Source organism: Bacillus sp. ISL-41 (assembly GCF_018613235.1).
Taxonomy (GTDB): domain Bacteria; phylum Bacillota; class Bacilli; order Bacillales; family Cytobacillaceae; genus Mesobacillus.
The window spans coordinates 159,036-182,970 of sequence record NZ_JAGGQP010000034.1 but is presented as its reverse complement, the minus strand read 5'-3'; the positions used below and the strand labels follow the sequence as shown (position 1 = coordinate 182,970).

General features: G+C 41.3%; 25 protein-coding genes and 1 riboswitch. Of the genes, 14 read left to right on the top strand and 11 right to left on the bottom strand.

From position 1 onward, the window contains the following. Positions 1–43: 43 nt before the first annotated feature. From ascB to J7I80_RS18565, 4 genes are all read left to right on the top strand, one after another. Entirely contained in the window at positions 44–1,483 is a 1,440-nt protein-coding gene (ascB, locus tag J7I80_RS18580) for a 6-phospho-beta-glucosidase (protein ID WP_483297713.1), read from the top strand. 133 nt (positions 1,484–1,616) lie between these two features. Beyond that, positions 1,617–2,174 carry a GNAT family N-acetyltransferase gene (locus J7I80_RS18575; protein ID WP_214740267.1) on the top strand — a complete coding sequence of 186 codons (558 nt, stop codon included), beginning with the start codon at positions 1,617–1,619 and terminating at the stop codon, positions 2,172–2,174. Between the two features lie 182 nt (positions 2,175–2,356). Further along, entirely contained in the window at positions 2,357–2,719 is a 363-nt protein-coding gene (locus J7I80_RS18570) for a GNAT family N-acetyltransferase (RefSeq protein WP_353050139.1), read from the top strand. Between the two features lie 4 nt (positions 2,720–2,723). Further along, the gene (locus J7I80_RS18565) at positions 2,724–3,686 is read left to right on the top strand and encodes a GNAT family N-acetyltransferase (RefSeq protein WP_214740264.1); all 963 of its coding nucleotides are present in this window, start codon (positions 2,724–2,726) and stop codon (positions 3,684–3,686) included. Positions 3,687–3,786: 100 nt separating this feature from the next. On the opposite strand, the gene J7I80_RS18560 is transcribed toward J7I80_RS18565, so the two are convergent. Then, the gene (locus tag J7I80_RS18560; RefSeq protein WP_214740284.1) at positions 3,787–4,572 is read right to left on the bottom strand and encodes an SDR family oxidoreductase; all 786 of its coding nucleotides are present in this window, start codon (positions 4,570–4,572) and stop codon (positions 3,787–3,789) included. A 219-nt stretch (positions 4,573–4,791) separates the two neighbouring features. Between J7I80_RS18560 and J7I80_RS18555 the strand changes: the two genes are divergently transcribed. After that, positions 4,792–5,502 carry a DUF4230 domain-containing protein gene (locus J7I80_RS18555; protein ID WP_214740262.1) on the top strand — a complete coding sequence of 237 codons (711 nt, stop codon included), beginning with the start codon at positions 4,792–4,794 and terminating at the stop codon, positions 5,500–5,502. 404 nt (positions 5,503–5,906) lie between these two features. Here the strand turns inward: J7I80_RS18555 and J7I80_RS18550 are convergent, their stop codons facing one another. Both J7I80_RS18550 and J7I80_RS18545 read right to left on the bottom strand, forming a co-directional pair. Beyond that, the gene (locus tag J7I80_RS18550) at positions 5,907–6,086 is read right to left on the bottom strand and encodes a small, acid-soluble spore protein, H family (RefSeq protein WP_214740260.1); all 180 of its coding nucleotides are present in this window, start codon (positions 6,084–6,086) and stop codon (positions 5,907–5,909) included. A gap of 123 nt (positions 6,087–6,209) precedes the next feature. After that, positions 6,210–8,150, bottom strand: coding sequence for an alkaline phosphatase family protein (locus J7I80_RS18545; RefSeq protein WP_214740258.1), 1,941 nt, complete (start codon positions 8,148–8,150; stop codon positions 6,210–6,212). 319 nt (positions 8,151–8,469) lie between these two features. Between J7I80_RS18545 and J7I80_RS18540 the strand changes: the two genes are divergently transcribed. The 3 genes from J7I80_RS18540 (at position 8,470) to J7I80_RS18530 (ending at position 10,981) form a co-directional block, all read left to right on the top strand. Beyond that, positions 8,470–9,027, top strand: coding sequence for a YdhK family protein (locus J7I80_RS18540; RefSeq protein ID WP_214740256.1), 558 nt, complete (start codon positions 8,470–8,472; stop codon positions 9,025–9,027). 429 nt (positions 9,028–9,456) lie between these two features. Then, on the top strand, positions 9,457–10,623 hold the full coding sequence (locus J7I80_RS18535) for a TraB/GumN family protein (RefSeq protein WP_214740254.1): 1,167 nt from the start codon (positions 9,457–9,459) through the stop codon (positions 10,621–10,623). A gap of 139 nt (positions 10,624–10,762) precedes the next feature. Further along, a complete protein-coding gene (locus tag J7I80_RS18530; protein WP_214740252.1) occupies positions 10,763–10,981 on the top strand; it encodes a hypothetical protein in 219 nt (72 codons plus the stop codon). A gap of 329 nt (positions 10,982–11,310) precedes the next feature. Here J7I80_RS18530 and J7I80_RS18525 read toward each other — a convergent pair whose 3' ends face one another. Both J7I80_RS18525 and J7I80_RS18520 read right to left on the bottom strand, forming a co-directional pair. Further along, the gene (locus J7I80_RS18525) at positions 11,311–11,466 is read right to left on the bottom strand and encodes a hypothetical protein (RefSeq protein WP_214740250.1); all 156 of its coding nucleotides are present in this window, start codon (positions 11,464–11,466) and stop codon (positions 11,311–11,313) included. A 67-nt stretch (positions 11,467–11,533) separates the two neighbouring features. Continuing rightward, entirely contained in the window at positions 11,534–12,013 is a 480-nt protein-coding gene (locus J7I80_RS18520) for a hypothetical protein (protein WP_214740248.1), read from the bottom strand. A gap of 138 nt (positions 12,014–12,151) precedes the next feature. On the opposite strand from J7I80_RS18520, the gene J7I80_RS18515 reads away from it, so the two are divergent. Continuing rightward, positions 12,152–12,964 carry a DUF2935 domain-containing protein gene (locus J7I80_RS18515; protein ID WP_214740246.1) on the top strand — a complete coding sequence of 271 codons (813 nt, stop codon included), beginning with the start codon at positions 12,152–12,154 and terminating at the stop codon, positions 12,962–12,964. An 88-nt stretch (positions 12,965–13,052) separates the two neighbouring features. Here the strand turns inward: J7I80_RS18515 and tenA are convergent, their stop codons facing one another. Then, on the bottom strand, positions 13,053–13,724 hold the full coding sequence (gene tenA, locus J7I80_RS18510; protein ID WP_214740244.1) for a thiaminase II: 672 nt from the start codon (positions 13,722–13,724) through the stop codon (positions 13,053–13,055). A gap of 81 nt (positions 13,725–13,805) precedes the next feature. Next, positions 13,806–13,915: riboswitch (TPP riboswitch) on the bottom strand. A 174-nt stretch (positions 13,916–14,089) separates the two neighbouring features. On the opposite strand from tenA, the gene J7I80_RS18505 reads away from it, so the two are divergent. After that, the gene (locus tag J7I80_RS18505) at positions 14,090–14,305 is read left to right on the top strand and encodes a hypothetical protein (RefSeq protein ID WP_214740242.1); all 216 of its coding nucleotides are present in this window, start codon (positions 14,090–14,092) and stop codon (positions 14,303–14,305) included. Positions 14,306–14,514: 209 nt separating this feature from the next. Here J7I80_RS18505 and qoxD read toward each other — a convergent pair whose 3' ends face one another. The 5 genes from qoxD to J7I80_RS18480 form a co-directional block, all read right to left on the bottom strand. Beyond that, positions 14,515–14,814 (bottom strand): cytochrome aa3 quinol oxidase subunit IV, encoded by a 300-nt coding sequence (gene qoxD / locus J7I80_RS18500; RefSeq protein WP_214740239.1) that lies wholly within the window; start codon positions 14,812–14,814, stop codon positions 14,515–14,517. A 1-nt stretch (position 14,815) separates the two neighbouring features. Then, positions 14,816–15,421 (bottom strand): cytochrome aa3 quinol oxidase subunit III, encoded by a 606-nt coding sequence (gene qoxC, locus J7I80_RS18495; RefSeq protein ID WP_214740237.1) that lies wholly within the window; start codon positions 15,419–15,421, stop codon positions 14,816–14,818. Then, entirely contained in the window at positions 15,411–17,390 is a 1,980-nt protein-coding gene (gene qoxB, locus J7I80_RS18490; protein WP_214740235.1) for a cytochrome aa3 quinol oxidase subunit I, read from the bottom strand. Before qoxB ends, qoxC begins: the two co-directional genes overlap by 11 nt. Next, positions 17,380–18,405 carry a cytochrome aa3 quinol oxidase subunit II gene (gene qoxA / locus J7I80_RS18485; protein WP_214740233.1) on the bottom strand — a complete coding sequence of 342 codons (1,026 nt, stop codon included), beginning with the start codon at positions 18,403–18,405 and terminating at the stop codon, positions 17,380–17,382. Before qoxA ends, qoxB begins: the two co-directional genes overlap by 11 nt. Before the next feature lie 287 nt (positions 18,406–18,692). After that, complete coding sequence (locus J7I80_RS18480; RefSeq protein WP_214740232.1) at positions 18,693–18,857, bottom strand: hypothetical protein; 165 nt, start codon at positions 18,855–18,857, stop codon at positions 18,693–18,695. Between the two features lie 123 nt (positions 18,858–18,980). Between J7I80_RS18480 and J7I80_RS18475 the strand changes: the two genes are divergently transcribed. The 4 genes from J7I80_RS18475 to adhE all read left to right on the top strand — a co-directional run bounded on the left by J7I80_RS18475 (position 18,981) and on the right by adhE (position 23,776). Next, a complete protein-coding gene (locus J7I80_RS18475; protein WP_214740231.1) occupies positions 18,981–19,736 on the top strand; it encodes an alpha/beta hydrolase in 756 nt (251 codons plus the stop codon). A 21-nt stretch (positions 19,737–19,757) separates the two neighbouring features. After that, complete coding sequence (locus J7I80_RS18470; protein ID WP_214740230.1) at positions 19,758–20,651, top strand: oxidoreductase; 894 nt, start codon at positions 19,758–19,760, stop codon at positions 20,649–20,651. A gap of 187 nt (positions 20,652–20,838) precedes the next feature. Then, positions 20,839–21,066, top strand: a complete 228-nt coding sequence (locus tag J7I80_RS18465) for a hypothetical protein (RefSeq protein WP_214740229.1) — start codon at positions 20,839–20,841, stop codon at positions 21,064–21,066. 106 nt (positions 21,067–21,172) lie between these two features. After that, positions 21,173–23,776: a bifunctional acetaldehyde-CoA/alcohol dehydrogenase gene (gene adhE / locus J7I80_RS18460; RefSeq protein ID WP_214740228.1), complete on the top strand. Its 2,604-nt coding sequence runs from the start codon at positions 21,173–21,175 to the stop codon at positions 23,774–23,776. Positions 23,777–23,935: the final 159 nt, after the last annotated feature.

Below are 23,935 nucleotides of genomic sequence, written 5' to 3'. Positions count from 1 at the left end.
TAAGAGCGAAAAGCTGTCAAAGCGCAACAGTACTAGGAGGTTCATGATGAAGAAAACGCACAAATTTCCTGAAGGCTTTTTATGGGGCGGGGCTACAGCTGCCAACCAAATTGAAGGTGGATATAAAGAAGGGAACAAGGGCTTGAATGTTGCCGATGTTCTGCCAGGCGGCAAGGCACGGTACGATATTCTAACAAAGCCTGGGTTCGATTTTGAGATCAAACCCGATCAATACTACCCAAATCATGAAGCGATCGATTTTTACCATCGATATAAAGAAGATATCGCCTTATTTGCGGAAATGGGATTCAAGGCATTCAGGATGTCGATTGCCTGGACGCGGATTTTTCCTAATGGAGATGAGCTCGAGCCAAATGAGGAGGGGCTGGCTTTTTACGACCGTGTTCTTGATGAGTTGGACAAGCATGGGATTGAGCCGATTGTGACTATTTCCCATTATGAAATGCCGCTTCATTTGGTGAAAGAGTACGGCGGCTGGCGGAATCGGAAAGTTGTCACTTTCTTTGATAAATATTCAAGAACTATTTTAAATCGTTATAAAGATAAGGTTAAATACTGGATGACGTTCAATGAAATCAATAGTGCTCTGGTGATGCCGATCAACGGCCTTGGCTTTTCAATTGAAAACGATGAGGATCGATACCAGCCAACTTTCCAGGCGTATCATCATCAATTAGTAGCAAGCGCGATGGCTGTCAAAGCTTGCCATGAGATTATTCCCAGCTCTCAAATCGGCTGTATGATTCTTTTCGCCCCTGTTTATCCATTTGACAGCAATCCGGAAAATGTCCTGCATGCACTTAAAGAGGAGCAGGTTTTCAATTATTTTTGCGGTGATGTCCAGATTCGCGGGGAGTACCCTTCCTTCATGAACCGATACTTTAAAGAACACCGTATCCAATTAGAGATCGAAGAAGGTGACCTTGAGTTATTGAAGGAGGGCACCGTAGATTACGTTGGATTCAGCTACTATATGTCACGTACCGAGAAAAAAGAGAAGGCAGATGATGATGCTTCAGAAGGAAATATCATTGGCGGTGTGCGGAACCCATTCCTTAATGTAAGTGACTGGGGCTGGGAAATCGACCCGGTTGGCTTGCGTATCAGCCTGAACAAACTATACGATCGTTATCAGATTCCTCTCTTTGTCGTTGAAAATGGACTGGGAGCCTATGACCAACTCGAAAATGATGGCAGTATAAACGATGATTACCGAATTGACTATCTGGGTGAGCATATAAAAGCAATGGGCGAAGCGATCGAAGATGGAGTGAGTTTGATGGGCTATACCAGTTGGGGATGCATTGATATGGTTAGCATGTCAACGGGCGAGTTTTCAAAAAGATATGGCTATATTTATGTGGACAAGCATGACGATGGCAGCGGATCATTGGAACGGAAAAGGAAAAAGTCATTTTATTGGTATAAAGAAGTGATTGAAACCAACGGACAAAAGCTGTAAAGGATTCTGAAGGGCTACCGGCTATGCCGGCAGCTCTTTTTTATTAAAGAAAATTCCTTAGTAATAAAAGGGGAATTTGGGGTTTTGTCGAATAATATCTTGTTATAATCCTATCAATAGAGGAGGAAGACTTGTGTTTTTATATAAAATAGATGAACAGTTATCATTGAAGCTTACCGAGGTTTCTGATGCAGAACGGCTGTTTGAACTCACTGAAAAAGCTCGGGATTATCTGAAAGAGTGGCTTCCATGGCTCGATTTTACAACGGACGTTGAAGATACAAGAGAATTTTTAAAAGGAACAATGAAGGGGTACGCCGAGAATAAAAGTATGACGACTGTCATTTTATACGAAGGAGAAATCGTTGGAACGGCTGGTTTTAACAGTATTAACTGGTCAAATAAAACTGCTTACATTGGGTATTGGCTCGGGCATGAATACCAGGGAAAAGGGATCATGACCAAGGTTGCCGGCGCATTGACTGATTACGCTTTTAACCATTTGAAATTGAACAAAGTTGAAATCAGAGCGGCACAGGAAAATAAAAAGAGCAGAGGGATTCCTGAAAGATTAGAGTTTGTGGAAGAAGGCAGAATCAGGCAAGCCGAATGGCTTTATGATCACTATGTAGATCATGTTGTTTATGGAGTTTTAGCAGAAGAGTGGGCAGAAAATAAAAGCAAAAAATAAATGGGGGAAATATGCTATTTCAAAACGGCAGTTTAATGGTTCGCAGGTTAAAAGAGGATGATAAACATCTACTAGCAAAATGGCTTTCTAATCCCGTGGTTCTTGAATATTATGAGGGAAGGGATAACCCCTTCAATTTGCATAAAATTGACCAAGTTTTTTAATCTTCGGAAGACGAAGAAGTGAAATGCATTATTAAGTATAAAGGGAATTCAATTGGCTATATACAATTTTATGAATTAGATCAGGCCACTAAAAAAGTGTATGGATATGAGACGGGAAGAATTTTTGGAACTGACCAGTTTATTGGCGAAGTCGACTATTGGAATAGAGGGATCGGAACATTACTGATTAATTCCATCACAGATTTTCTTTTTACCCAAATGAATGCCGACAAAGTCGTCATGGATCCCCAAGTGTGGAATTTGCGTGCAATAAAATGCTATGAAAAGTGCGGTTTTAGTAAAGTTAAACTCCTCCCAAAACACGAACTCCACGAAGGAGAATTTCGAGATTGCTGGTTAATTGAAAAGGGAGTTGGATAGTTAAATGGACTTAAAGCTCATACCCTTAACCTCAAAAACCTACCCTGACATTGTTCACGAGAATAATTCAGAGTTGCCTAATGCCAATAGCCTTAAAACCCTTGAAAAAAAGGCAACCAGCGAAACGCTGTTAAAAAATTGGGGAGTGATCACTCCGGCTGGCAAATTAGTTGGATACGGAATGTATGTTACTGGGCCATGGGATCCGATCTTAAAGCCGGGATACGCAGAGGTTTTTATTCAGGTAGATACTGAATGGCGCAACCAGGGAATTGGGAGCTGGATATTGGATGAGATTGAGGCTGTTGCCCATGAAAACAAGTCTAAAGTTATGCAAACTCAAATCCAGGATACGAAGAAAGCGGAACTGGATTGGGCTAAGAAGAAGGGGTTTTACATAACAGGGCATGTTTTTGAATCTCAGTTGGATATTTCTCAGTTCAATAAGGATCAGTATCGTTCTATTTTAAATGATCTGGAATCATCTGGAATTACCTTTACTACATTACACGATTATCCGCATAACAAAGACTATCAAAATCGGTTTTGGGATTTCTGGTGGGAGCTTGTTACGGATGTTCCAGGCATGAATGATAAGCCTCGTCCTGATAATGATAGAATGATAGACTTGTTGAAGGATTATGATAAAAAGGGCTTTATTTTAGCTGTTGATGGCAGTCAATGGATTGCAATGTCTCTGGTCGTAAGGGAAAATGAGAATGTTTACTATAATTCCATGACTGGAGTACATAAGAGTTACCGAGGAAAAGGGCTTGCACAGGCGATAAAAATAAAAGCTATAGAATTTGCTGAAGCAAAAGGAGTGAAATTTATCCGAACTCATAATGACTCAAAAAATGCACCTATGCTTTTTGTTAATAGAAAGTTAGGCTATGAAGAAAAACCAGGAATCTATGGTTTAGCAAAGCAAATCGCTGATAATTCATTTGAATTGAGCAATGATTGATTCTGAGTATTGTATAACCAGGTTAGATTGAAACCAATAAAAGTCTATAAATGTTTTTAGCAAATGCTCAGGCTAAGTGCCTGAGCATTTGCTAAGTCTTTTATAATAGCGATTCTGCTCCGTCTATATACACTTCTGTCCCGGTAATATGCGAAGACAGGTCGGAAGCGAGAAAGAAGACAAGGTCTGCAACCTGTTCCGGCTTTCCGGCGTGTTCCTCCAATGGTTGATTGCCCTCCGGATATTCAACTGGGATTTTAATTTTCTCGAGATCATTCTCTTGCGGAAAGGTGTTTTTGCCTATGTTGGTTTCGATTGCGCCCGGGCAGATGATATTGACCCGGATTTTGTACTGAGATAGCTCGAGTGCCGCCATTTTTCCGAATCCTGTCTGCCCGATTTTCGAAGTACTGTAGGCAGACATACCGAAATTCTTATAGATCCTGTTTCCGTTAATAGAACTCGTGATAATGACGCTGCCGTCATGCTTCTTCATATGGGGGATTGCATATTTTACGGTAAGAAAGGTCCCCTTTAGGTTCGTGTTGATCGTTTCGTCCCAATCCTCTGGAGCAAGGTCTTCGATTGGCGCAATGACACCATTGATGCCTGCGTTGGCAAAGACGATATCAATTTTCCCCAAGGCATCCACAACCTTTTGATAGCTTCGTTCCATTTCCTCTGGTTTTGCGATATCACATTCAACGATCAGCGCGCTCCCGCCGGCCTCTTCAATGGACTCCTTAACATCCCTGGCATTCTCTTCCTTGACATCAATCAATGCTACCTTTGCACCTTCCTTGGCCAGTTTGAGTGCTGCTGCTCTTCCTATACCGGAGCTGGCACCTGTTATAAAAGCGACCTTCCCATCTAATTGGCTCAATATAGCTGCCTCCTTCTTGGTGATGTGGATATTTTTAACTATGCCCTATTTATTAAAAAATAAAACTGCGGCAGCTAGCAAACTGTCATTCTATGAAACTTTTTCCAAACTAGTACGTAATAATAATAAGCCTCCTTATTTAATGGAGGATTTTTTTTCAATAGAATTTGTCGAATGAAAGGATAAATTGTAATTTTATCGTTGCAGGAGGTAGGAATATAAATGGACAAGCAGGATAAAGTCATTACTAAGATTGATGAACTTTTGACTGAATTAAAGTCGGGAAGAGAGGAAAGCTCTGCTTCCCTGACTGCACATTCAATGAGACCACCAATTAGTATATTTAGCAGGAGTCTTATGATTCTGTTTTTCTTAGCTTCAGTCATTGGTGCTGGATTTTGGTATGTTTCGGGGAACACGGGCAAAGCTGAGTCGACTGTATTCATTGAACAAGTTCACGGATTGGCAACATTGGCAACAGCAGAGGCACATGTGAAGGTCATCCTTGAGCAGGAGGATAATGAGTTATTCGGGGAGAAAATCAACTTTAATCTACCTGGCACAAAGCGTGAATGGCTATTGATCGTTCCAGCAACCGTGATAGCGGGTGTGGATTTACAGGGAATCGATCAAGAAGACATAAAAGTGGATGAAGAGAAAAAGGTAGTAGAGATTGTTCTGCCTCAGGCAAAATTCATACAAGAACCGTCAGTTAAGATGGGCGAGGTCAAGACATTTTCGGATGAAGGAATTTTCCGTGGAAAAATAGAGTGGGATCAAGGATTCAATTTGGCAGCAATAGCCCAGGAAGAAATTAAGCAAGAAGCAATAGATGCAGGGGTTTTACAAAAAGCTGATAAAAATGCTGAAACAGTATTAAAGGAGTTTTTCGGCCATTTGGGATACAGTGTCACAATAAACATAAATAGATGATAATAATGTTATGTTAACACTGAGAGAAGTGCGAAACCAGGAAAGCAATTAATAGTGGGGTAGACATCCTTCAAAAAAATAAAGTTTCTTCTTAAATATTTTCAGCCATCTTGCAAATATTATTAATAAACCCAAGTGTTGGGTTATATTTAGACTGGTTAGCGAGTCGCTACAGAACTTAGCCATTTGACAATAGACTAAATGAGGTGAAATGGATGAGAATTTGCGAAGTTTGTGGACGGAAAGATGTTTCAGAGAACAAAGAAGAAAAGCTTTTCCAACCTGTGAGGCTTCATGTATGCGAGAGCTGCAAGCAGGATAGGAGGATGACACCTCTGGGTGATTGGGCATTTTAAAATCAATCCAGGCGCAGGCCTGGATTTTTTGGCTCTCGAATCGAGAGCCTAGTTTTCATCCAAACCATCAATGCAGACAAGCTGTCTTTCTTCATGAGTTCCTCTTGGTGATATGACCGCCATGCTCGAAGTAGAATCGATGCTTTCAATCCAGATTGGTATACCATGGTAATGGACAGAAATTTCATTTTCCTCAGCTAATATTTCCTTCACACGTTGTAAGTCCATAATTTTTCTCACCTTATATTTAAAATATCCATAGAGATGATTAGGTATGTATGATGATCTTTGTTGTTGAAAAAGAAATCAAAAAAGCGAACCAAGCTGATGATTTTGGTTCGCTTTCGTGGATTATTCAGTTAGGTCTTTAATCTTCTTTCCTTCAACGTAAGAGGGAATCTCCAATCCAAGAAGCTCATAAATAGTGGGTGCTATATCGAGATTGGAGACTGGATCTATTTGTTTATCATTAGAAATGTCAGGTCCGATAGCCATAAAAACTGCTCTCAGCTTCTCGCGTTTTGGGTCACCACCATGTGTACCAAACTCAGGAGTTGGTTTTACGATGTGCGATTCACCCTGGCCCATGATATACCCGGGTGCAGCCATTAATAAAACATCTCCGGCATTTCGCTCCTTCGACTTTTTACTTTGGGATATTTTCTTTATATCCTGATAGGGATGGACATTAGCGTTTGTAAGATACCCAAGTAAATCCTTGGTATTTTCTTTTACACCGGTAAAGGATAGATTCACTGTACTTTTCCAAATTTCTCTCAGTTGATGCTTGATGACAGGTCCATTTTCATTCCTGTTCACCTTGATTCCTTTGAAGGCCTGGATGATTTCGTCCCGCACCTGTTCATAGTCATCTTCTGGCACAATTCCATGCTTTTCTCTTGATTTCAAGTTGATGTACACGTGTGCTGCCGAACCACTTGGAATGGCAATTGCTTTCGAACTCTTATAATCAATCTTTCCATCAGAATCCAATACAAGAAGACCATTGTCCTTCAAAACTTTATTGGGCTCTAGTGCTGAGTGAGCCGGTTCCATGCCATGGTCAGAAACAATGAAGAGATGGTCATTCCCATCAAGGGACTTAACGGTCTTGCCAACCACCTTGTCCGCAACCTTATATGACCATTCAATATATTCCAGGTACTTTCTTGACTTTTCAGGTGAATAATCAGGCTGTCTGGGGTCTGTAAGCAGGTAGTTGTGCTCCTGATGGTCAATTTGCGGTGCATAGAACATCAGCAAATCTGGCTGATACTCATTTTTGATAAAAAGTGATACATCTGTTACCCAGTTGACAAATCTCTCCGAAATCTCTTCATATTCCTTCCTGGAGATCCAGCCCTTTTCCAATGCTATATCATCATCCTGAGGCGGAAAAAAACCAAATTCTTGCCTAATTTGTTCTGTGAAGCCTTTTGGACCATCTATCAATCCTGATGTTACTTCAGAACGGTACATAACAGCTTCCTTTTCCAATGTTGGGTCAGCAGAAGTCAACTTGAACCAGAAACCTGCTGTCTGGTTTTCTTTTACCTGAAGGCTGACTGAGCCCCATTCTTTAGGACTTACTCCTTTATGGTCAATTGTTTTATTGCTTGTCACAATAAATTTGTCGTAATTCTTTTTTTGGTCGTTGGTTGAATCATATGCCAAAACTTGAATTTTTTTATTTTGACTGTCCTCTACCTGAATCGTGAAAGATGCTTCCTTCAATGGGCTAAAGCTTGACGGAGAGTTGTTCCAGCCTGATGCTTCGGAGAATTTGAGTTTTTCCTGTTTGCTGGGGGCCCATGTCTCTCCATAATAAATGGTGTAGTCAGCCTGCTTTCCTATGGAAGGATTTGCCCCGGCAAACGCAACTGCTGCAGTTGTTTTTCCCTGCTTCCGTGCTCCGACCCAAAGTGGGTCCACCTCAAATTCACTTAAAAACGCATTTTTCTGGTTTGTCAGTGCTGCATCTTTCTGTTGCCACGCATTGCTGACAATTGAGGTTTGCAGTGGTGTTGCGCCAGTCGCAATTGCTGCGTGTGATGGAGCAGTAAGGGACGGGCTGACTGTCTTGGCATATTTTGCGATGGTTCCTTTTTCGATAACATTCTCTATATTAGGCAGTTTGCCGTCTTTAACGTAACTCCGTGTGAGGTCATTTCGCATTCCATCAAAAGAAATAAGAATGACCTGTCGATCACCAGCTGCCATTGCCAATGGTACATTGATGGTTAAAATAGTCATAAATAATAGAATGATTGCTTTAAGTAATCTTGATGTCATAAATTCTCCCTGCTTTGATGTTATAACAGGCATTTACCTATTTTTATGGTGATTAAAACTATAAAAAATTGGTTATTCAGCTGCCAGGCCATCATAAGATAGCTGCTTCATAAAATCTGCATAAGTTCATGATATAAACTTTATATATGCTGTTTTCGTATTGATTGATGCTTTACAAACATCTACTTATTTCCGCAGTAATTGAGGTATGTGAGCTCTTTTCCAGAAGAGTTTTATACTTGAATGACAATAACACCTGAAATTTGATAGCAGCAATGGTTACGAAAAGAGCTTTTATTAAGCCGGGAGGGAAAGCTAAATGAAACTGAATCGTAGAATTGGAATGGTTTTGTTAACCATTACCTCTGCATTCCTTTTAACAGCTTGTGCTGGTGAAGAAGAGAATTCCAGCAATGAAGATCACAACAGCCATGCAAATATGGAGCATTCTGGTACGGGCAAGTTACCTGAAGGGCTGAAGGAAGCCGCTGATCCAACTTACGAAGTTGGCAGTCAGGCCATCATTAAAGATGACCATATGCCAGGCATGGATGGAGCGGAAGCGACTATCGTAGGGGCATATGATACGGTCGTCTATTCGCTATCTTATGATCCGACGAACGGCGGAGCTCGTGTAGAACAACATAAGTGGGTCATCCATGAAGAGCTGCTTGATGCCGGAGCGGAACCATTGCAGCCGGGTGATGAAACTACAATCAATACCGATCATATGGAAGGAATGCAAGGGGCAAAAGCGGTCATTGATTCAGCTAAAGAAATGACAGTCTACATGGTTGATTTCACGCCAACAGATGGATCTGAAAAAGTAACGAACCATCAGTGGGTAACCGAAGACGAACTAGCTCCCGCTAAATAATATCGAAGATTACCAAAATCATGCAGGATTGTCCCTTTTTAGTCAGGGTATATAAGTAGTAAGACAAGAGGAGGGATGACGCATGAAGAAATTAATCAGGACAGCGCTTAAATGGGGACCTGTTCTCTATCCAATTGTAAAAAAAATGATGAATAACAGGAAATCATCCTCAATGAAAACCAGCTATTCAAAATAAATGAAAAACCCTGGACCGTACAGAAGTCAAAGATGGCTGCTGTGCGGTTTTTCTTTGTCTTTATTTTCACTTGAGCTTAGCACTATTGTTTAACAGTTTTTTATCATATAAGTGATAAAATAATCTTTATATTTCAGACTATTGTTCATGTTATAATGTTAAAATGAATCATAAACTGTGTTTTGGTATTGATAATACATAAAGCTCAAGGGTCTTTTAAAAGGAAGGTATCTATGGTCGAGGAAAATATTACGAGAATAGAAATGAATGGCAAGGAATACATACTGATTGGAACTGCACATGTTTCAAAGCACAGTGCTGAGCAGGTGAAGGAGGTAATTGAAGCTGAGAGGCCGGATTCTGTCTGTGTTGAATTGGACGAACAGCGCTACCAGACGATTACCGAGGGTTCAAAGTGGCAGGAGATGGATATCATCCAGGTCATCAAAGAAAAAAGAGCTTCTTTATTATTGATGAATCTTGCTATTTCATCATTCCAAAACCGGATGGCGAAAGAGCTTGGCATCAAAGCAGGACAGGAGATGATCCAAGGAATTGAATCCGCGAAGGAAGTGGGAGCAAACCTTGTGCTTGCAGACCGAAATATCCAGATTACTTTTTCACGGATTTGGGGTAACCTTGGCTTAAAAGGCAAGGCAATACTGCTAAGCCAAATCATTACGAGCATCTTCAGCAGGGACAGTATCTCGGAGGAAGAACTGGAAAAGCTGAAGGAACAGGATACAATCAACGCGATGCTGAATGAATTCACTGAGACATTTCCGCGTTTGAAGAAGCCATTAATTGACGAGCGTGACCAGTATTTAGCCCAGAAAATCAAGGAAGCACCTGGAGAAAAAATCGTCGCTGTCCTGGGAGCGGCCCACGTACCGGGAATCAAAGAAGAGATTAAAAAAAACCATGATCTAAATAAACTAAGGGCAATTCCGCCGAAATCAAATTGGCCAAAAGTCATTGGCTGGAGCATTCCTATCTTGATCCTGGCTATTATTGTCTATACGTTTTTGGCTAACCCAACAGCTGGTTTCGCCCAAACTGTCAGCTGGATCTTATGGAATGGCAGCCTTTCCGCCCTGGGAGCTGCAATTGCAATGGGGCATCCATTGACCATTTTGACAGCATTTATAGCAGCCCCGATTACTTCATTGAATCCTTTGCTTGCCGCAGGCTGGTTTGCCGGATTGGCACAGGCTTATATCCGCAGGCCGAGTGTAAAGGACTTTGAGACGCTATCTGAGGATGTTTTTAGTCTAAAAGGATTCTGGCGGAACAAAGTCAGCCGGATCTTGCTGATTGTCGTACTTGCCAACTTGGGGAGCTCCCTCGGAACCTTCATTGGCGGCGCTGACGTGATCAGGGTCTTTATCGAAAACATATAAGGATATGAACGAAATCTATATGATTTCGTTCTTTTTTTATTAAAATCCAGAAAAACAAAAGAAATTTGATGAAAAAAGAGGAATTCTGTTACATAAAATGGAATAAGAAAAGGGAAAGATTTTACAATGGAGTGATTCTGTGAACGTTTTAAAACCGGCTCTGTCTATTTCAATCTTAATTCATTTCCTATACATATTAGGGATTCTGTTTTTTGCTTACTTTAACAACATGTTTCTAACCAATAACGCTTCTTTTATAGGTGAATTCCCAATTCTATTGATGTTTTCAACAATCGTTTTTACGGCAATCATCAGCTTGATCCTCTGGGTTATTGGCAATACGAATATAAGCGGGTAACACAGCAAAAAAAATCATCCTCAAATGTGGGATGACTAGAAGGTGAATGTACAACTTTGGTGACGGCTTACTTTTTCTTCTTTCTTTTCGAGTTCTTTTGGAAATCATTCTGTTGCTTTGCATCCTTTTTAAAAGCTTCCATTGCCTTGCTGTACAACAAACTCACCTTCAGCACCTCCTTCATTCATTCTTATTACCTTCGTTCCCCGTGAATAACGGTGTAAAACTTAAATTAGGAACAAATTTTAAAAAGGTATATTAGAAATTTTATGAAAGAAGAAACTTGTATTATGAAGAAAAGACGCCCAGATCATCTGGACGTCTTTATTTTACTTTTTATTCACTTGTCTGCCGCTTTTTTTCTGGCTCTGCGATTTCGTATTTCCGACCTGGAATTCTGAGCCCAGTTCGATATCATTTCTTTTATCATGCTTTTCAATTTGTTCTCTTGTTTGATCTTTGTTGCTCATACCTTGTCTGGCCATTCTTTTCAGCTCACTTTCCTTCGAGGTATCTAATAAAGCCTTATTATTATGTTCATTTAACAAAGAATTATTGATTGGTTATATCTGATTCTCTTCGTATTACTTTGTCATAAAAAACCTGGAATCCATATAAAACTAGGGTTTTGAATAAAAACACAATCGAAAGTTGGAATTTTGTTAACCGTACCAATGAGACATAGCCAAATTTCTTGAAGATGTCCAGTCCGTAATAAGTGAACATTGAATCAATTAGGATATTGACCAATAAATAAAGGTTAAATTTTTTATAGGTGTATTTCATGATCCAAAATGACCCTATAAAAAATGGTCCCCAGATTAAGGGCATTTCACCTAATACGTTTGGTTTAATTTTAAACGGAAACCACCACCATTTCCTTTTTTCAGCCAATCTTCCTTCAAACATCAGGTAGATTCCCATGAACAATGTACCGGGCAGGAATTTCCTGAACGTTTGTTTACCAAGCAGAGGCAGTGAAAGCCAGGGCAGGACGGCCATTAAAAATATGTAAAGTTTTAAATTCTTCATAAGCAACTCCTTTTGGAATTGATTTTTTTAGTATCTCCACATCAGGATAAAAGATGAATGATATTAAAAATTTCTATCGATCATCATTTCTTCCTCTTCTGAACAGTAAGTATAAGAAGGAAAAGGAGGGGAAAAGGGATGATTTCTCTTTGGGATGAACATTCATTTTGGCTGGAAATGCTCCAGGATCACGCTTATTTTGTCAGGGACGGTTTGTCTCCGAATGAACCGGAGTATGTAGAAATTGCGAGGCAATTTATAGGGTTATATGACGAACTTTTAGGCGAGTTACAATCGATTCCTCGTCATGCTGGCTACCAGGACAGTCAAATGATTGAATTTTCAAGAAAAGCATGGCAGGTTGTTAAAAGCTATTATGATTTTGAAGGGACACTGCAGTCATTGCGAATTGATAACAAAGTTAACCTTAACCTGTCACCAACCTATTTAAACGGTACACTAAGTGAAAATCAGGAATATTTACGGATATTGAGCTATCTGGCACAAGGCCAGGAACCAGTACGGTTGTCCGTTACACAGGTTATGGACCTTTGGCTTGAAGATCAGCTTGGCCACGCGGTACTTTTTGAAAATCTTCTCGATCCAATTGAAGTCGAAGCTAACATTGCAACGCAGGAGTACAAACGAAGATTCCAGTTATACATTGTGCAAAATCACCATTTGAAAAATTATCTGCGGGTAAAACAGCCAGGCTTTGCCCGTCAGCAGGAATTCATCTATGAAGTAGGAAAGACGACGCTGGAAATGAATCAATATATTAGAAAGATGGTGGAAAAGTACAAGAGTAATACACTTTTGAATAAAACAAATCTCCGCTTTCTGGAGCATCACTTTCCAGAAACCTGTTACTTTCTTGCCAGTTTAAGCTATTATGAACCAAGGCTGCAGGCAGAAGTCGGCAATTGTTCCTTGTCAAAGCCCTCTTTTTAAGCGAAAAACAAAAGAATGGTGTGAATCGACTGGTTTCATCCTGAATTAAAAACAACGGGAAGAATCCCGTTGTTTTTTACGTTCGTTTTTACAATGCGACAGGCCATTTTTCTTGATTGTAGGCCATGTCCCAAAACATGAATTCATACTGGCTGCTGATGATAAAATGCTGTTTCATTTTTTCTTTTTCCATATTTGACGCTTCCATTGCCAGTTGATCAAGTCTGCTTAACTGCTCATTTACCAATTCACTGAACCATTCTCCGCCATATGCTTGAATCCATTCTTGATAAATTTGGACATTTGGCGTGGATTTCTTTAACGATTGTCCAATTTCATGGTAAATCCAGTAGCATGGCAGGATGGCTGCTATTATTTCGGCCAGGCTTCCGGAAGCAGCAACCCGATAAAGATGGGAAGTGTAAGCATAGGCAGTCGGAGAGGGGATAAACTCCGCTAGTTCTTGTTTTGTTACTTCCAGTTGCTTTAGAAAATTTTCATGCAAACCAAGTTCAGCCTCATAAGTACCCATCGAATGGGCTGCCATTCTCGAAGTGGTGAACAAATCAGCTGCTCTTGACGCTCCGATTGCCTGTATCCTGGCAAAATGGGAAAGGTAATAGGAATCCTGTAAAACATAATAACGAAAGGATTCCAATGCTAAATTACCGTCTGCAATTCCCTGTACAAAGGGGTGATGAAAATTTGCCCGCCAGATTGGATCAGCCTGTTTCTTTAACTCATCTGTAAAACTCTTCATTAAAAAGCTCCTCCTCTTCCTATTTAGCCCAATAAAAAAACCACTTTCGGAAAGAAAGTGGTTGTATTGGCACAACAAAAAATGTCCCAAGGTCCACTTTCCTACGCTGGTGTAAACCAGATCAGGTTCCAAGGGTCTCAAAGTTTCACTTTAATCTCAGCCTTAAATTAAAGGCACCCCTAGTGGTAAAAAACGGATATTAATATTTCATCTGTAATCATAATAGCATGGCTGTTTAAGAGTCAAGAAATTAAGGAAAAAATAAATTGTGAAAAAATTTGGTGCTAATTGTGAACATTATGTGACATTTGTTTATAAATTCTGTTAATATAAAAAATACATACGAAAAAGTGGGGGATTGAGAAGTGGGAAAACTTCTTATGTATTTTTATTTAATCGTTGGATTGTATTGTCTGGTAAGCGGATTCCTGGCATTGATGTCACACGGATTCCAGCATGCAGTATTATCGTTGTTTCTGGCGGCATTTAACTTCGCGATGTTTTCTTTATTCAGGAAAGAAGGTAAGCTGCCACGATTGCGTTTGATAAAAGGACGGAAAAGCGAGATGGCTAAAATTTAATTCATCCCGATAATTGAAGGTTGGTTGAAGTAGAGTCTGGTTCGGACAAAATGACTTTCGCTCTAGCAAAAGTTGTCCGAAGTAAGGGAAAGTTCGGACAAAATCTAGCTACCTCAACCGAAAGTTGTCTAAATCAACATCAATTATTCAAAATGAGCCCACAAAAAAACCAGGTCACCCCCCTAGAGGATGCCTGGTTTCATTTCATATTAATGTGAGTGTCCAGAAGTCATGACCCAGATGGATCCTGCAACAATGACGACTGCGATAAAAGCTGAATAAATGATATTGATATTATTGGTTACTTTATCATCGCCTTCATTAATGTGCATAAACATGTATAGCTGGATTCCAGCCTGTGCAACTGCCAGTGTGCCGATGATCCACATGACTGCCTTCATTGAAAGTGAGCTCTGAAGGGCAATCCATGCTGCACCGAACGTCAGGACGAGTGACATGAAGAATCCGATGACATGGCTGATTAGGAAGCCTTTTGAATGCTTATCCATTTTACATCACCAACCCTTGTAAATAAACAAATGTGAAGATGAAGATCCATACGACGTCAAGAAAGTGCCAGTACAGTCCGAAGATGAATGCTTTGCGTGCTGTAACAGGTGTCAATCCTCGCTGCAATATCTGGATGATCAGCAGGATAGCCCAGCCAATCCCTATGGTGACGTGCAATCCGTGTGTTCCAAGCAGAACGAAGAAGCTTGATAGGAACGCGCTTGTCTGCATCGTAGCACCTTCATGGACATAATGGATGAACTCGCGTATCTCCATGAACAGGAAGCCGCCGCCCAGCAATAATGTGAATACGAGCCACATCAGCATGCCTTTCATATTGCTTCTGCGCATTTCGAAGATCGAGATTCCCATTGTAAAACTGCTTGTCAGCAGCAGGAATGTCTGGATCATGACGTCTCTGACAATAAAAATATCTTTTTGTGTAGGACCGCCTGCATATCTTTCACCGAGCACTCCATACACTCCGAAAAGGGTAGCAAAGAGCACGATTTCAGCTCCGAGGAAGACCCAGAAGCCGAGGATATTCATCCTGTTTTGTTCTGTCTGGTATTCAAGCGGTAAAGCTGCATTGACTTTAGCTGACATGGTTCTTCACTCCTTTGTTCGCGCCTTTTCTCCATTTGCTTTCTGTCTCAAAGATTTCATCCTTGTGCACATGGAAACCTTCATCATAGTCAAATGAACGGAAGGCAAGGCCTGCAAGAATACCAAGTGCGGCAACTCCGGCTGCAATCGTCCATTCGAACACAAGCAAGAATCCAGAAATTCCGAATATAACACCCATATAAATCGGGATCCATGTGTTGCTTGGCAGATGGATTTCTTCAATCTCATCTTCTGCCAGCGGTTGAAGCTGCTCGTTTTTTTTCATATGCCAGAATGCATCAAGTTTTGTAACCTCAGGGAGCGAAGCAAAATTATAGTGCTGTACAGGTGTTGCAGTAGCCCACTCAAGTGTTCTTGCATCCCATGGGTCATTGCCGATATTGCGGTCAGCGTTACGTGCGCTCCAGTAGATATTGTATACAAGAGCCGCAAAGCCTGCCGCAAGAATCACTGAACCAACAGCAGAAATCATCATCAATGGACCGAACCCAGTTTCAGCTGAGTAAGTGTTCGCGCGGCGGACCGCACCGTCAAGTCCAAGGAAGAACATTGGCATGAACGTTACGTTAAACCCGACAACAAACAGCCAGAAGTGCCATTTGCCGATTTTTTCATTGAGCATGTAGCCAAACATCTTAGGCCACCAGAAGTATAGACCGGCAAAGATCGGGAACACAACGCCCGGAATCAATACATAGTGGAAGTGTGCCACCAGGAACAATGTGTTGTGATACTGATAGTCTGCTGCGGCCATTGCCAGCATGACTCCAGTAACACCGCCGATAACAAAGTTAGGAACGAACGCCAGTGCCCAGAGCATGGCAGTTGTAAACTTGATACGGCCTTTTCTCATCGTGAACAGCCAGTTGAACACCTTTACCCCGGTCGGGATGGCAATTGCCATCGTTGTGATCGAGAAGAACGAGTTCACGCCTGCACTGTTGCCCATTGTGAAAAAGTGGTGAACCCAAACGAGCATACTTAGAACTGAAATCATCACGATTGAGATGACCATTGATTTATAGCCATATAAAGTTTTGCGTGCAAAGGTTGAAATAATATCTGACAGCATCCCGAATGCTGGCAGAACTACGATATAAACTTCAGGGTGACCCCATAGCCAGAACAGGTTCGCCCAGAGCATATCCATACCGCCGCCGGAGATGGTAAAGAAGTGGGTACCGAACGTGCGGTCAAAAGTCATCAATGCCAGCGCTACTGTGAAAATAGGGAAGCTGGCTACGATAATGATTGATGTGATGAAAGATGTCCATGTGAACATCGGCATCTTCATCAAAGTCATGCCTTTAGTTCTCATTTTTAACACTGTGACAACGAAGTTAATACCTGTCATCAAAGTACCGGCACCCGCTATTTGCAGGGCAACTGCGTAAAAGTTGTTCCCGATCCCCGGACTGAATTCTTTACCAGCAAGAGGGAAGTAGGATGTCCATCCTGCGTCAGGTGAGCCGCCAATGATGAACGAAATATTGAACAGCGCTGCGCCGCTCACAGTCAGCCAGAAGCTAAGGGCATTCAACTGTGGGAAGGCAACGTCACGGGCGCCAATCTGCAGCGGAATCACAAAGTTCATAAGACCGATCAAAAGCGGCATCGCAACAAATAAGATCATGATGACGCCGTGTGTTGTGAATACCTCGTTATAGTGCTGTGCGTTAAGGAAGTCATTTTCCGGTACTGCTGTCTGGCCCTTCATCATCAGGCCATCGATGCCGCCGCGGAGAAACATCACGACGCCAAGCAGGATATACATAATCCCAATCTTCTTGTGGTCAACCGTTGTAAACCACTCTGTCCAAAGGTAATTCCATTTTTTAAAATAGGTGAGACCGGCTAATGCACCAACTAATGTCAGGGCAATCCCGATTTGTGATGCGAAAATTAATGGATCACCAGTTACGAAAAATTCATCCCACTTAATGCCCACTGTGGTCACCCCCGTGTGAATCTTCAGTTTCAGATTCTTTATGGTTCATATCTTCATTGTTTTCGTGATTAGAATTCTCATTGTTTCCATCTTTAAATTTGTAATTGTCTTTGTCCTCAAAGATCTTTCCTGGCCAGCCATGTCCTCTGTCGTACATCTCTGGATTCGTGTAGTTCTTTGAATGCGGATCAGAGTGGTCGACCCAATCAAGGTGCGTATTTGAGAATGTCTTGCGGCCAAGGTGGGAAGGCTCAAGCATCTTCTCATATTCCTCTAGCGTCATTTTTGGAGCCGTTTCTTTTACGTCTTTGATCCATTGATCAAAATCTTTTTGTGTTTGGGAAAGCACTTCGAACTCCATGCCTGCATAACCCTGGCCGTTAAAGTTCGTGTTCTTGCCAACATACGATCCTGGATTATCTGCAACCAGGTAAAGCTGGGTTTCAGCTTTCGCCATCGTGTACTTTTGCCCCGCCAGAGCAGGGATCCAGAAGCTTTGCATCGTGCCTGCTGAGGTCAGTCTAAAATCAATCGGACGATCCTCAGGAATATTTACATAGTTGACGGTTTCGATTCCCTGTTCCGGATAGCTGAAAATCCATTTCCAGTCAGCGGATGTAACGTTGATGACAAGAGGTTCTTTATTTTCATAGCCTTTTGGGATTTCATCTATTGCATAAATTGTTTTGACTGTAGGGATTGTCAAAGCAACGATAATTAAAATCGGAATCACAGTCCAAATAATTTCCAATACTGTGCTGCCGTGTTCTTCAGGCGGCTCATAATCCATATTGTCCTTCCGTTCACGGTATTTCCAAACGATGAACGCGAAGAGTCCGAAAACGACCACGGTAACAAGTAACATCAGAGCAATCGAAAAGTTGATTAACTCAAGAATTTGCCTTGCGATTGGTCCCTCCGGATTGAATACCACCATATTGTTTTCACAGCCGCTAAGCAACAGCACAGCTATGATCGAGGTGAGGGAGACCAAAAATAGTTTTGATTTCTTCATCACTGCAGCTCCTTTCAAATATCAACCTTGTTCATTTTATCACAAACTTATGTTCATTTGTTCACAAAGTTGTCGAAAGTAACCCGGAAATGAACGGTAAGTTGTGGCAAAAGGTGTGATAAATATCACACTGCTTTATTTGTAATCATTCTAACATGGAAATTGTTACGGTTTTGAAGACAAATGTGAACAAATTATGAAAACAAATATTGTCATCTTAGTGAATTAAAATTAAAATCCATTGACGAAAAAGCAGGGCACTCGAATTGAGGCCCTGCTTCGTAAGATTAAGATACTTTAATTCTTTCTATATATGTTTCCAGTGCTGGATGAAATTCTTTTTCATAATGGCCAGCCGGACAAGCTTTAATTATGATCGCCTTGCAAGAAGGATTATCTTTGACTTCCAGCGCGGTTTTACAACGTGGACATTTTTCAATAAAAAACTTCATTCTAATATCCCTCCAATAATTCCTATGTGTTTAGTATGGATTATATTATAATTAATTTCAATGGTTAATAAGACCAATTGTGATAACATTGAAGATATTGTTAATACCGAAAGGAGTTACCCAATGCAACAAGCAGTTTCTCTTTTACATAACAACCAGGTGATGAGAGGGATGGCGCATATCCCCCTGACAGACCATAAGGAGGCTCCTGCTGTCATTCTTCTGCATGGCTTTACCGGCAGCAAATTAGAGCCTCATCGTTTCTTTTTGAAAATCTCAAGGGAACTCGAAGTTCTTGGAATTGCTAGTTTCCGTTTCGATTTTTTAGGAAGCGGTGAGAGTGATGGCAATTTTGAAGATATGACTGTTTTGAATGAATTAGCAGAGGCAGAAACAATACTTGATTATGTACGCTCACATCCCAGTATTAATAGCGAAAAAGTCATTGTCCTTGGTTTTAGCATGGGAGGATTAGTTGCCAGCCTCCTTGCTGGCGATCATCCAGAGAAAATCGAGAAGCTTATTTTACTCGCTCCGGCTGGTAATATGGCAGAGAAAGCGAAAGGCATGGAGAAAAATTCTACTTATATAAAAGATGTGAACGCCTACGACATTGGCGGGAATTTAATAGGGAAAGATTTTATTGCTCAGCTAAAATCCATTGAAGTATGGGAAAGGGCTAAATACTTTGAACGGGATGTTCTGATCATCCATGGGTCAAAGGATGAAGCTGTTTCTATTGAAGAATCCAAAGATTATCAGGAGAAATGCTACCAGGGGAAGGTGACGCTCCGCATTGTGACAGGAGCAGACCATACCTTTAGTTCGTATCAATGGGAAAAAGAAGTTATTGAAAGCATTTGTAGCTTCGTAAAATAGACTCCATGGAGGTGCATCAACATGTTAAAGGATAACTTATCAGGACAAACCGTTATTATTACGGGGGCAAATAGCGGGATTGGCTATGAGGCTGCCAGGAAGCTCTCTGAAAAGGGTGCACACGTCATCCTTGCTGTGAGAAATGAGCAAAAAGGCAAGGCAGCTGTAGATTCCATTCTACAAGGAAATAGTAATGCTTCAGTAGAAATGATGAAGCTGGATCTGGCAGACCTTACAAGTGTCCACAATTTTTCATCAACTATTATCGAAAAATACCATCAACTACATATATTGATCAATAACGCCGGGGTGATGATTCCTCCATATGGCAAGACAAAGGATGGGTTCGAGCTACAGTTCGGCAGTAATCACCTTGGACATTTTGCGCTAACAGGCCTTTTACTGCCGCTTCTGAAAAAGACACCAGGTTCTCGGGTAGTTACTTTAAGCAGTATCGCTCACCGGGGTGCTGCAATTAATTTTGACAATCTAGACGGTTCAAAAGGCTATAAAGCTATGAGATTTTACGGACAGAGCAAGCTTGCAAACCTGTTATTCGCAAAGGAGCTTGATAACCGTTTTAAAGAGCATGGAATCGAAACAATCAGTGTCGCCTGCCACCCGGGAATATCCAATACAAATTTATTCAATTTAGGGAAAGGTGAAACTCCGAAATACCTGAAAGGGTTGATGAAATGGTTTTCCCAGCCCGCAGCAATGGGTGCTCTGCCAACCATTTATGCTGCAGCAGATGACAGCCTGACCGGCGGAGAATACATTGGTCCAGACGGGAGGGGAAACAGAAAGGGATATCCTGCGATCGAAATCCCGGCCCCGGGAGTCTTTAAAGAAGAAACCATGACAAGGTTATGGACTGTATCTGAAGAATTAACGGGGGTAAAGTATGATTTCTAGGGACTCTACTTGAGAGTCCTTTTTATTATATTGATATAATGTAATTAATGTAAGCGATTTCAAAATATCACTCGACAGGCTTTTAAATATTAGAGAAAAATAGTTCATATATTGTTCAACATTTCACAATAAATTATTCCATTTATGTGATAATCTTTAATTAGAAAAGGAAAAGGAGTGATTCAAAATGATGTATTGCGAATTTAAACCCTTCTCAACCGATACTGAGACATATACTCAGGAAATGCTCGAGGAAGTCATTGGTGATGAATTCGAAGCGATGATGTATAAGGATGATAAAGAAATACCAGCATACATCTGGACAGTTAACTTTGTCGTCATAGTTAAGAGAAGTACGAAATTTTTAACGGACATCAGCTTTGAAAAAATACCTAGAAATCCAGTTTGCGAGTAAATTATTTTTTGATTAATCATGTGAAAACATTCACAAATTAAAAATGAAAACATATGAACTACATAAACACAGCAGTCAACACTAAAACAATAGGGAGGTCCTGAAAATGGGGACAGTTGAAAAAGTGGTAAAAGAGCAATCATCCGTTACAAAAATGGTTGATAATCTGTTGGATAAAGGTTTAAAAGCGTTAGCTCAAATGCGGGAGCTTGATCAGGAAACTGTGAATAAAATCGTAAAGGAAATGGCGCTGGCAGGACTTGATCAGCATATGCCGCTTGCAAGGATGGCAGTTGAAGAAACAAAACGAGGAGTTTATGAAGATAAGATCATCAAGAACATGTTTGCTACCGAGTATGTATACCACAATATCAAATATGAAAAAACAGCTGGCATCATCGACGAAAATGAACATGAAGGCATGATCACGATTGCTGAACCAGTGGGTGTGATTGCCGGAGTCACGCCGGTGACGAATCCGACCTCAACGACCATGTTCAAAGCATTAATCTCGATTAAGACTAGAAACCCAATCATTTTCGCTTTCCATCCATCTGCCCAAAAATGCAGCAGTGAGGCCGCGAGAATTCTCCGTGACGCAGCCGCTAGAGCTGGGGCACCAGCAGATTGTATCCAGTGGATTGAAAAACCGTCCCTCGAAGCCACACAATCTTTGATGAACCATCCGAAGATTTCACTGATTTTAGCGACTGGCGGTGCCGGGATGGTAAAATCAGCGTACAGTTCAGGAAAGCCGGCATTAGGTGTTGGGCCTGGTAATGTACCTTGCTATATTGAACGCACTGCAATTGTAAAACGGGCAGTCAATGACCTGATTTTATCTAAGACTTTCGATAACGGGATGATTTGCGCTTCTGAACAGGCAGTCATCATTGATAAAGAAATCTACCATGATGTAAAAACAGAAATGATTGCGAATAGCTGCTACTTTTTAAGCGATGAAGAAAGGTCGAAGGTTGAGAAGCTTGTCATCAATGAGCACTCATGTGCTGTTAATGCAGATATAGTCGGGATGCCAGCTCATAAGATTGCGGAAATGGCAGGTGTGTCAGTACCTGAAGAGACTAAAATCCTTGTAGCTGAGCTGAAGGGAGTAGGCCCGCAATATCCTCTATCAAGGGAAAAGTTAAGTCCGGTACTGGCTTGCTATAAAGTGAACGGTACAGAAGAAGGACTTAAGCGTGCTGAAGAAATGCTTGAATTTGGCGGACTCGGCCACTCTGCTGTTATCCATTCCACCAGTGATGAAGTAATTAAAGCATTCGGTTTAAGAATGAAGGCAGGACGCATCATCGTAAATGCTCCTTCTTCCCAGGGAGCAATCGGCGATATCTATAACGCCTACCTGCCATCCTTGACCCTAGGCTGCGGAACTTATGGCGGGAACTCTGTTTCAACCAACGTAGGTGCGATCAACTTGATCAATGTAAAAAAAGTGGCAAGAAGGAACGTGAATATGCAGTGGTTTAAAGTGCCATCAAAAATTTACTTTGAAAAGAATTCAACGCAATATTTAGCGAAAATGCCTAAAATCTCGAAAGCATTTATTGTCACGGATCCTGGAATGGTGAAGCTGGGATATGTTGATCGAGTCCTGTATCACTTAAGGAAGCGTCCTGATTACGTACACTGTGAAATCTTCTCTGATGTAGAGCCGGATCCATCTATTGAAACGGTCATGAAAGGCGCTGAAATGATGGCGAGCTTCCAGCCGGATGTCATCATTGCTCTGGGGGGCGGCTCTGCGATGGACGCAGCGAAGGGCATGTGGTTATTTTACGAGTATCCTGAGGCTGATTTCCACGGCTTGAAGCAAAAATTTCTTGATATTCGCAAGCGGATTGTTAAATACCCTCAGCTTGGCCGCAAAGCCCAATTTGTAGCAATCCCGACAACATCAGGAACAGGATCTGAAGTGACCTCTTTCTCTGTTATCACTGATAAAAAGGCCAACATCAAATATCCGCTCGCAGACTATGAGTTGACCCCTGATGTGGCGATTGTCGATCCGCAGTTTGTCATGACAGTGCCAAAGCATATTACTGCCGATACTGGAATGGATGTTCTGACGCATGCTATTGAAGCGTATGTCAGCTGTATGGCCAATGACTATACAGACGGCCTCGCGATTAAAGCCATTCAGTTAATATTTGAATATCTGCCAAGAGCTTACCGAAATGGCCAGGACGAAGTGGCTCGTGAGAAAGTCCACAACGCGTCAACAATTGCCGGGATGGCCTTTGCCAATGCATTCCTTGGAATCAACCACAGCCTTGCCCACAAGCTCGGTGCAGAATTCCATATCGCCCACGGCCGTTCTAATACAATTTTGATGCCGCATGTCATTCGTTATAACGCGACTAAACCGAAGAAATTCACAGCATTCCCTAAGTATGAAAGCTTCGTCGCTGACCAGCGATACGCCGAAATCTCGCGCATACTCGGCCTTCCTTCCCGCAATACAGAAGAAGGAGTTGAAAGTCTTGTCCAGGCGATCATAAAGTTGGCGAGGGAAATGGATATTCCAATGAGCATTGAAGCAAACGGTGTTGAAAAAGCAGAATTTGAAGCCAAGGTCGACCAGCTTGCCGATCGCGCATTTGAAGACCAGTGCACAACAGCCAATCCTAAGCTTCCATTAGTGTCAGAGTTGGCTGAAATCTATCGATTGGCTTATAAGGGAGTTTAATAGACAAAAGGGATGGAATCTTTGGGTTCCATCCCTTTTTATCCTTTTAATAAGCAAATTGACCTATTATAGCGGCAACTGAGTTTAAAATTGTCCTAATTACCTACTGAAAATAGTAAAAAATTAACTAGTTTGTATTTTTAGAATATTATATTATTT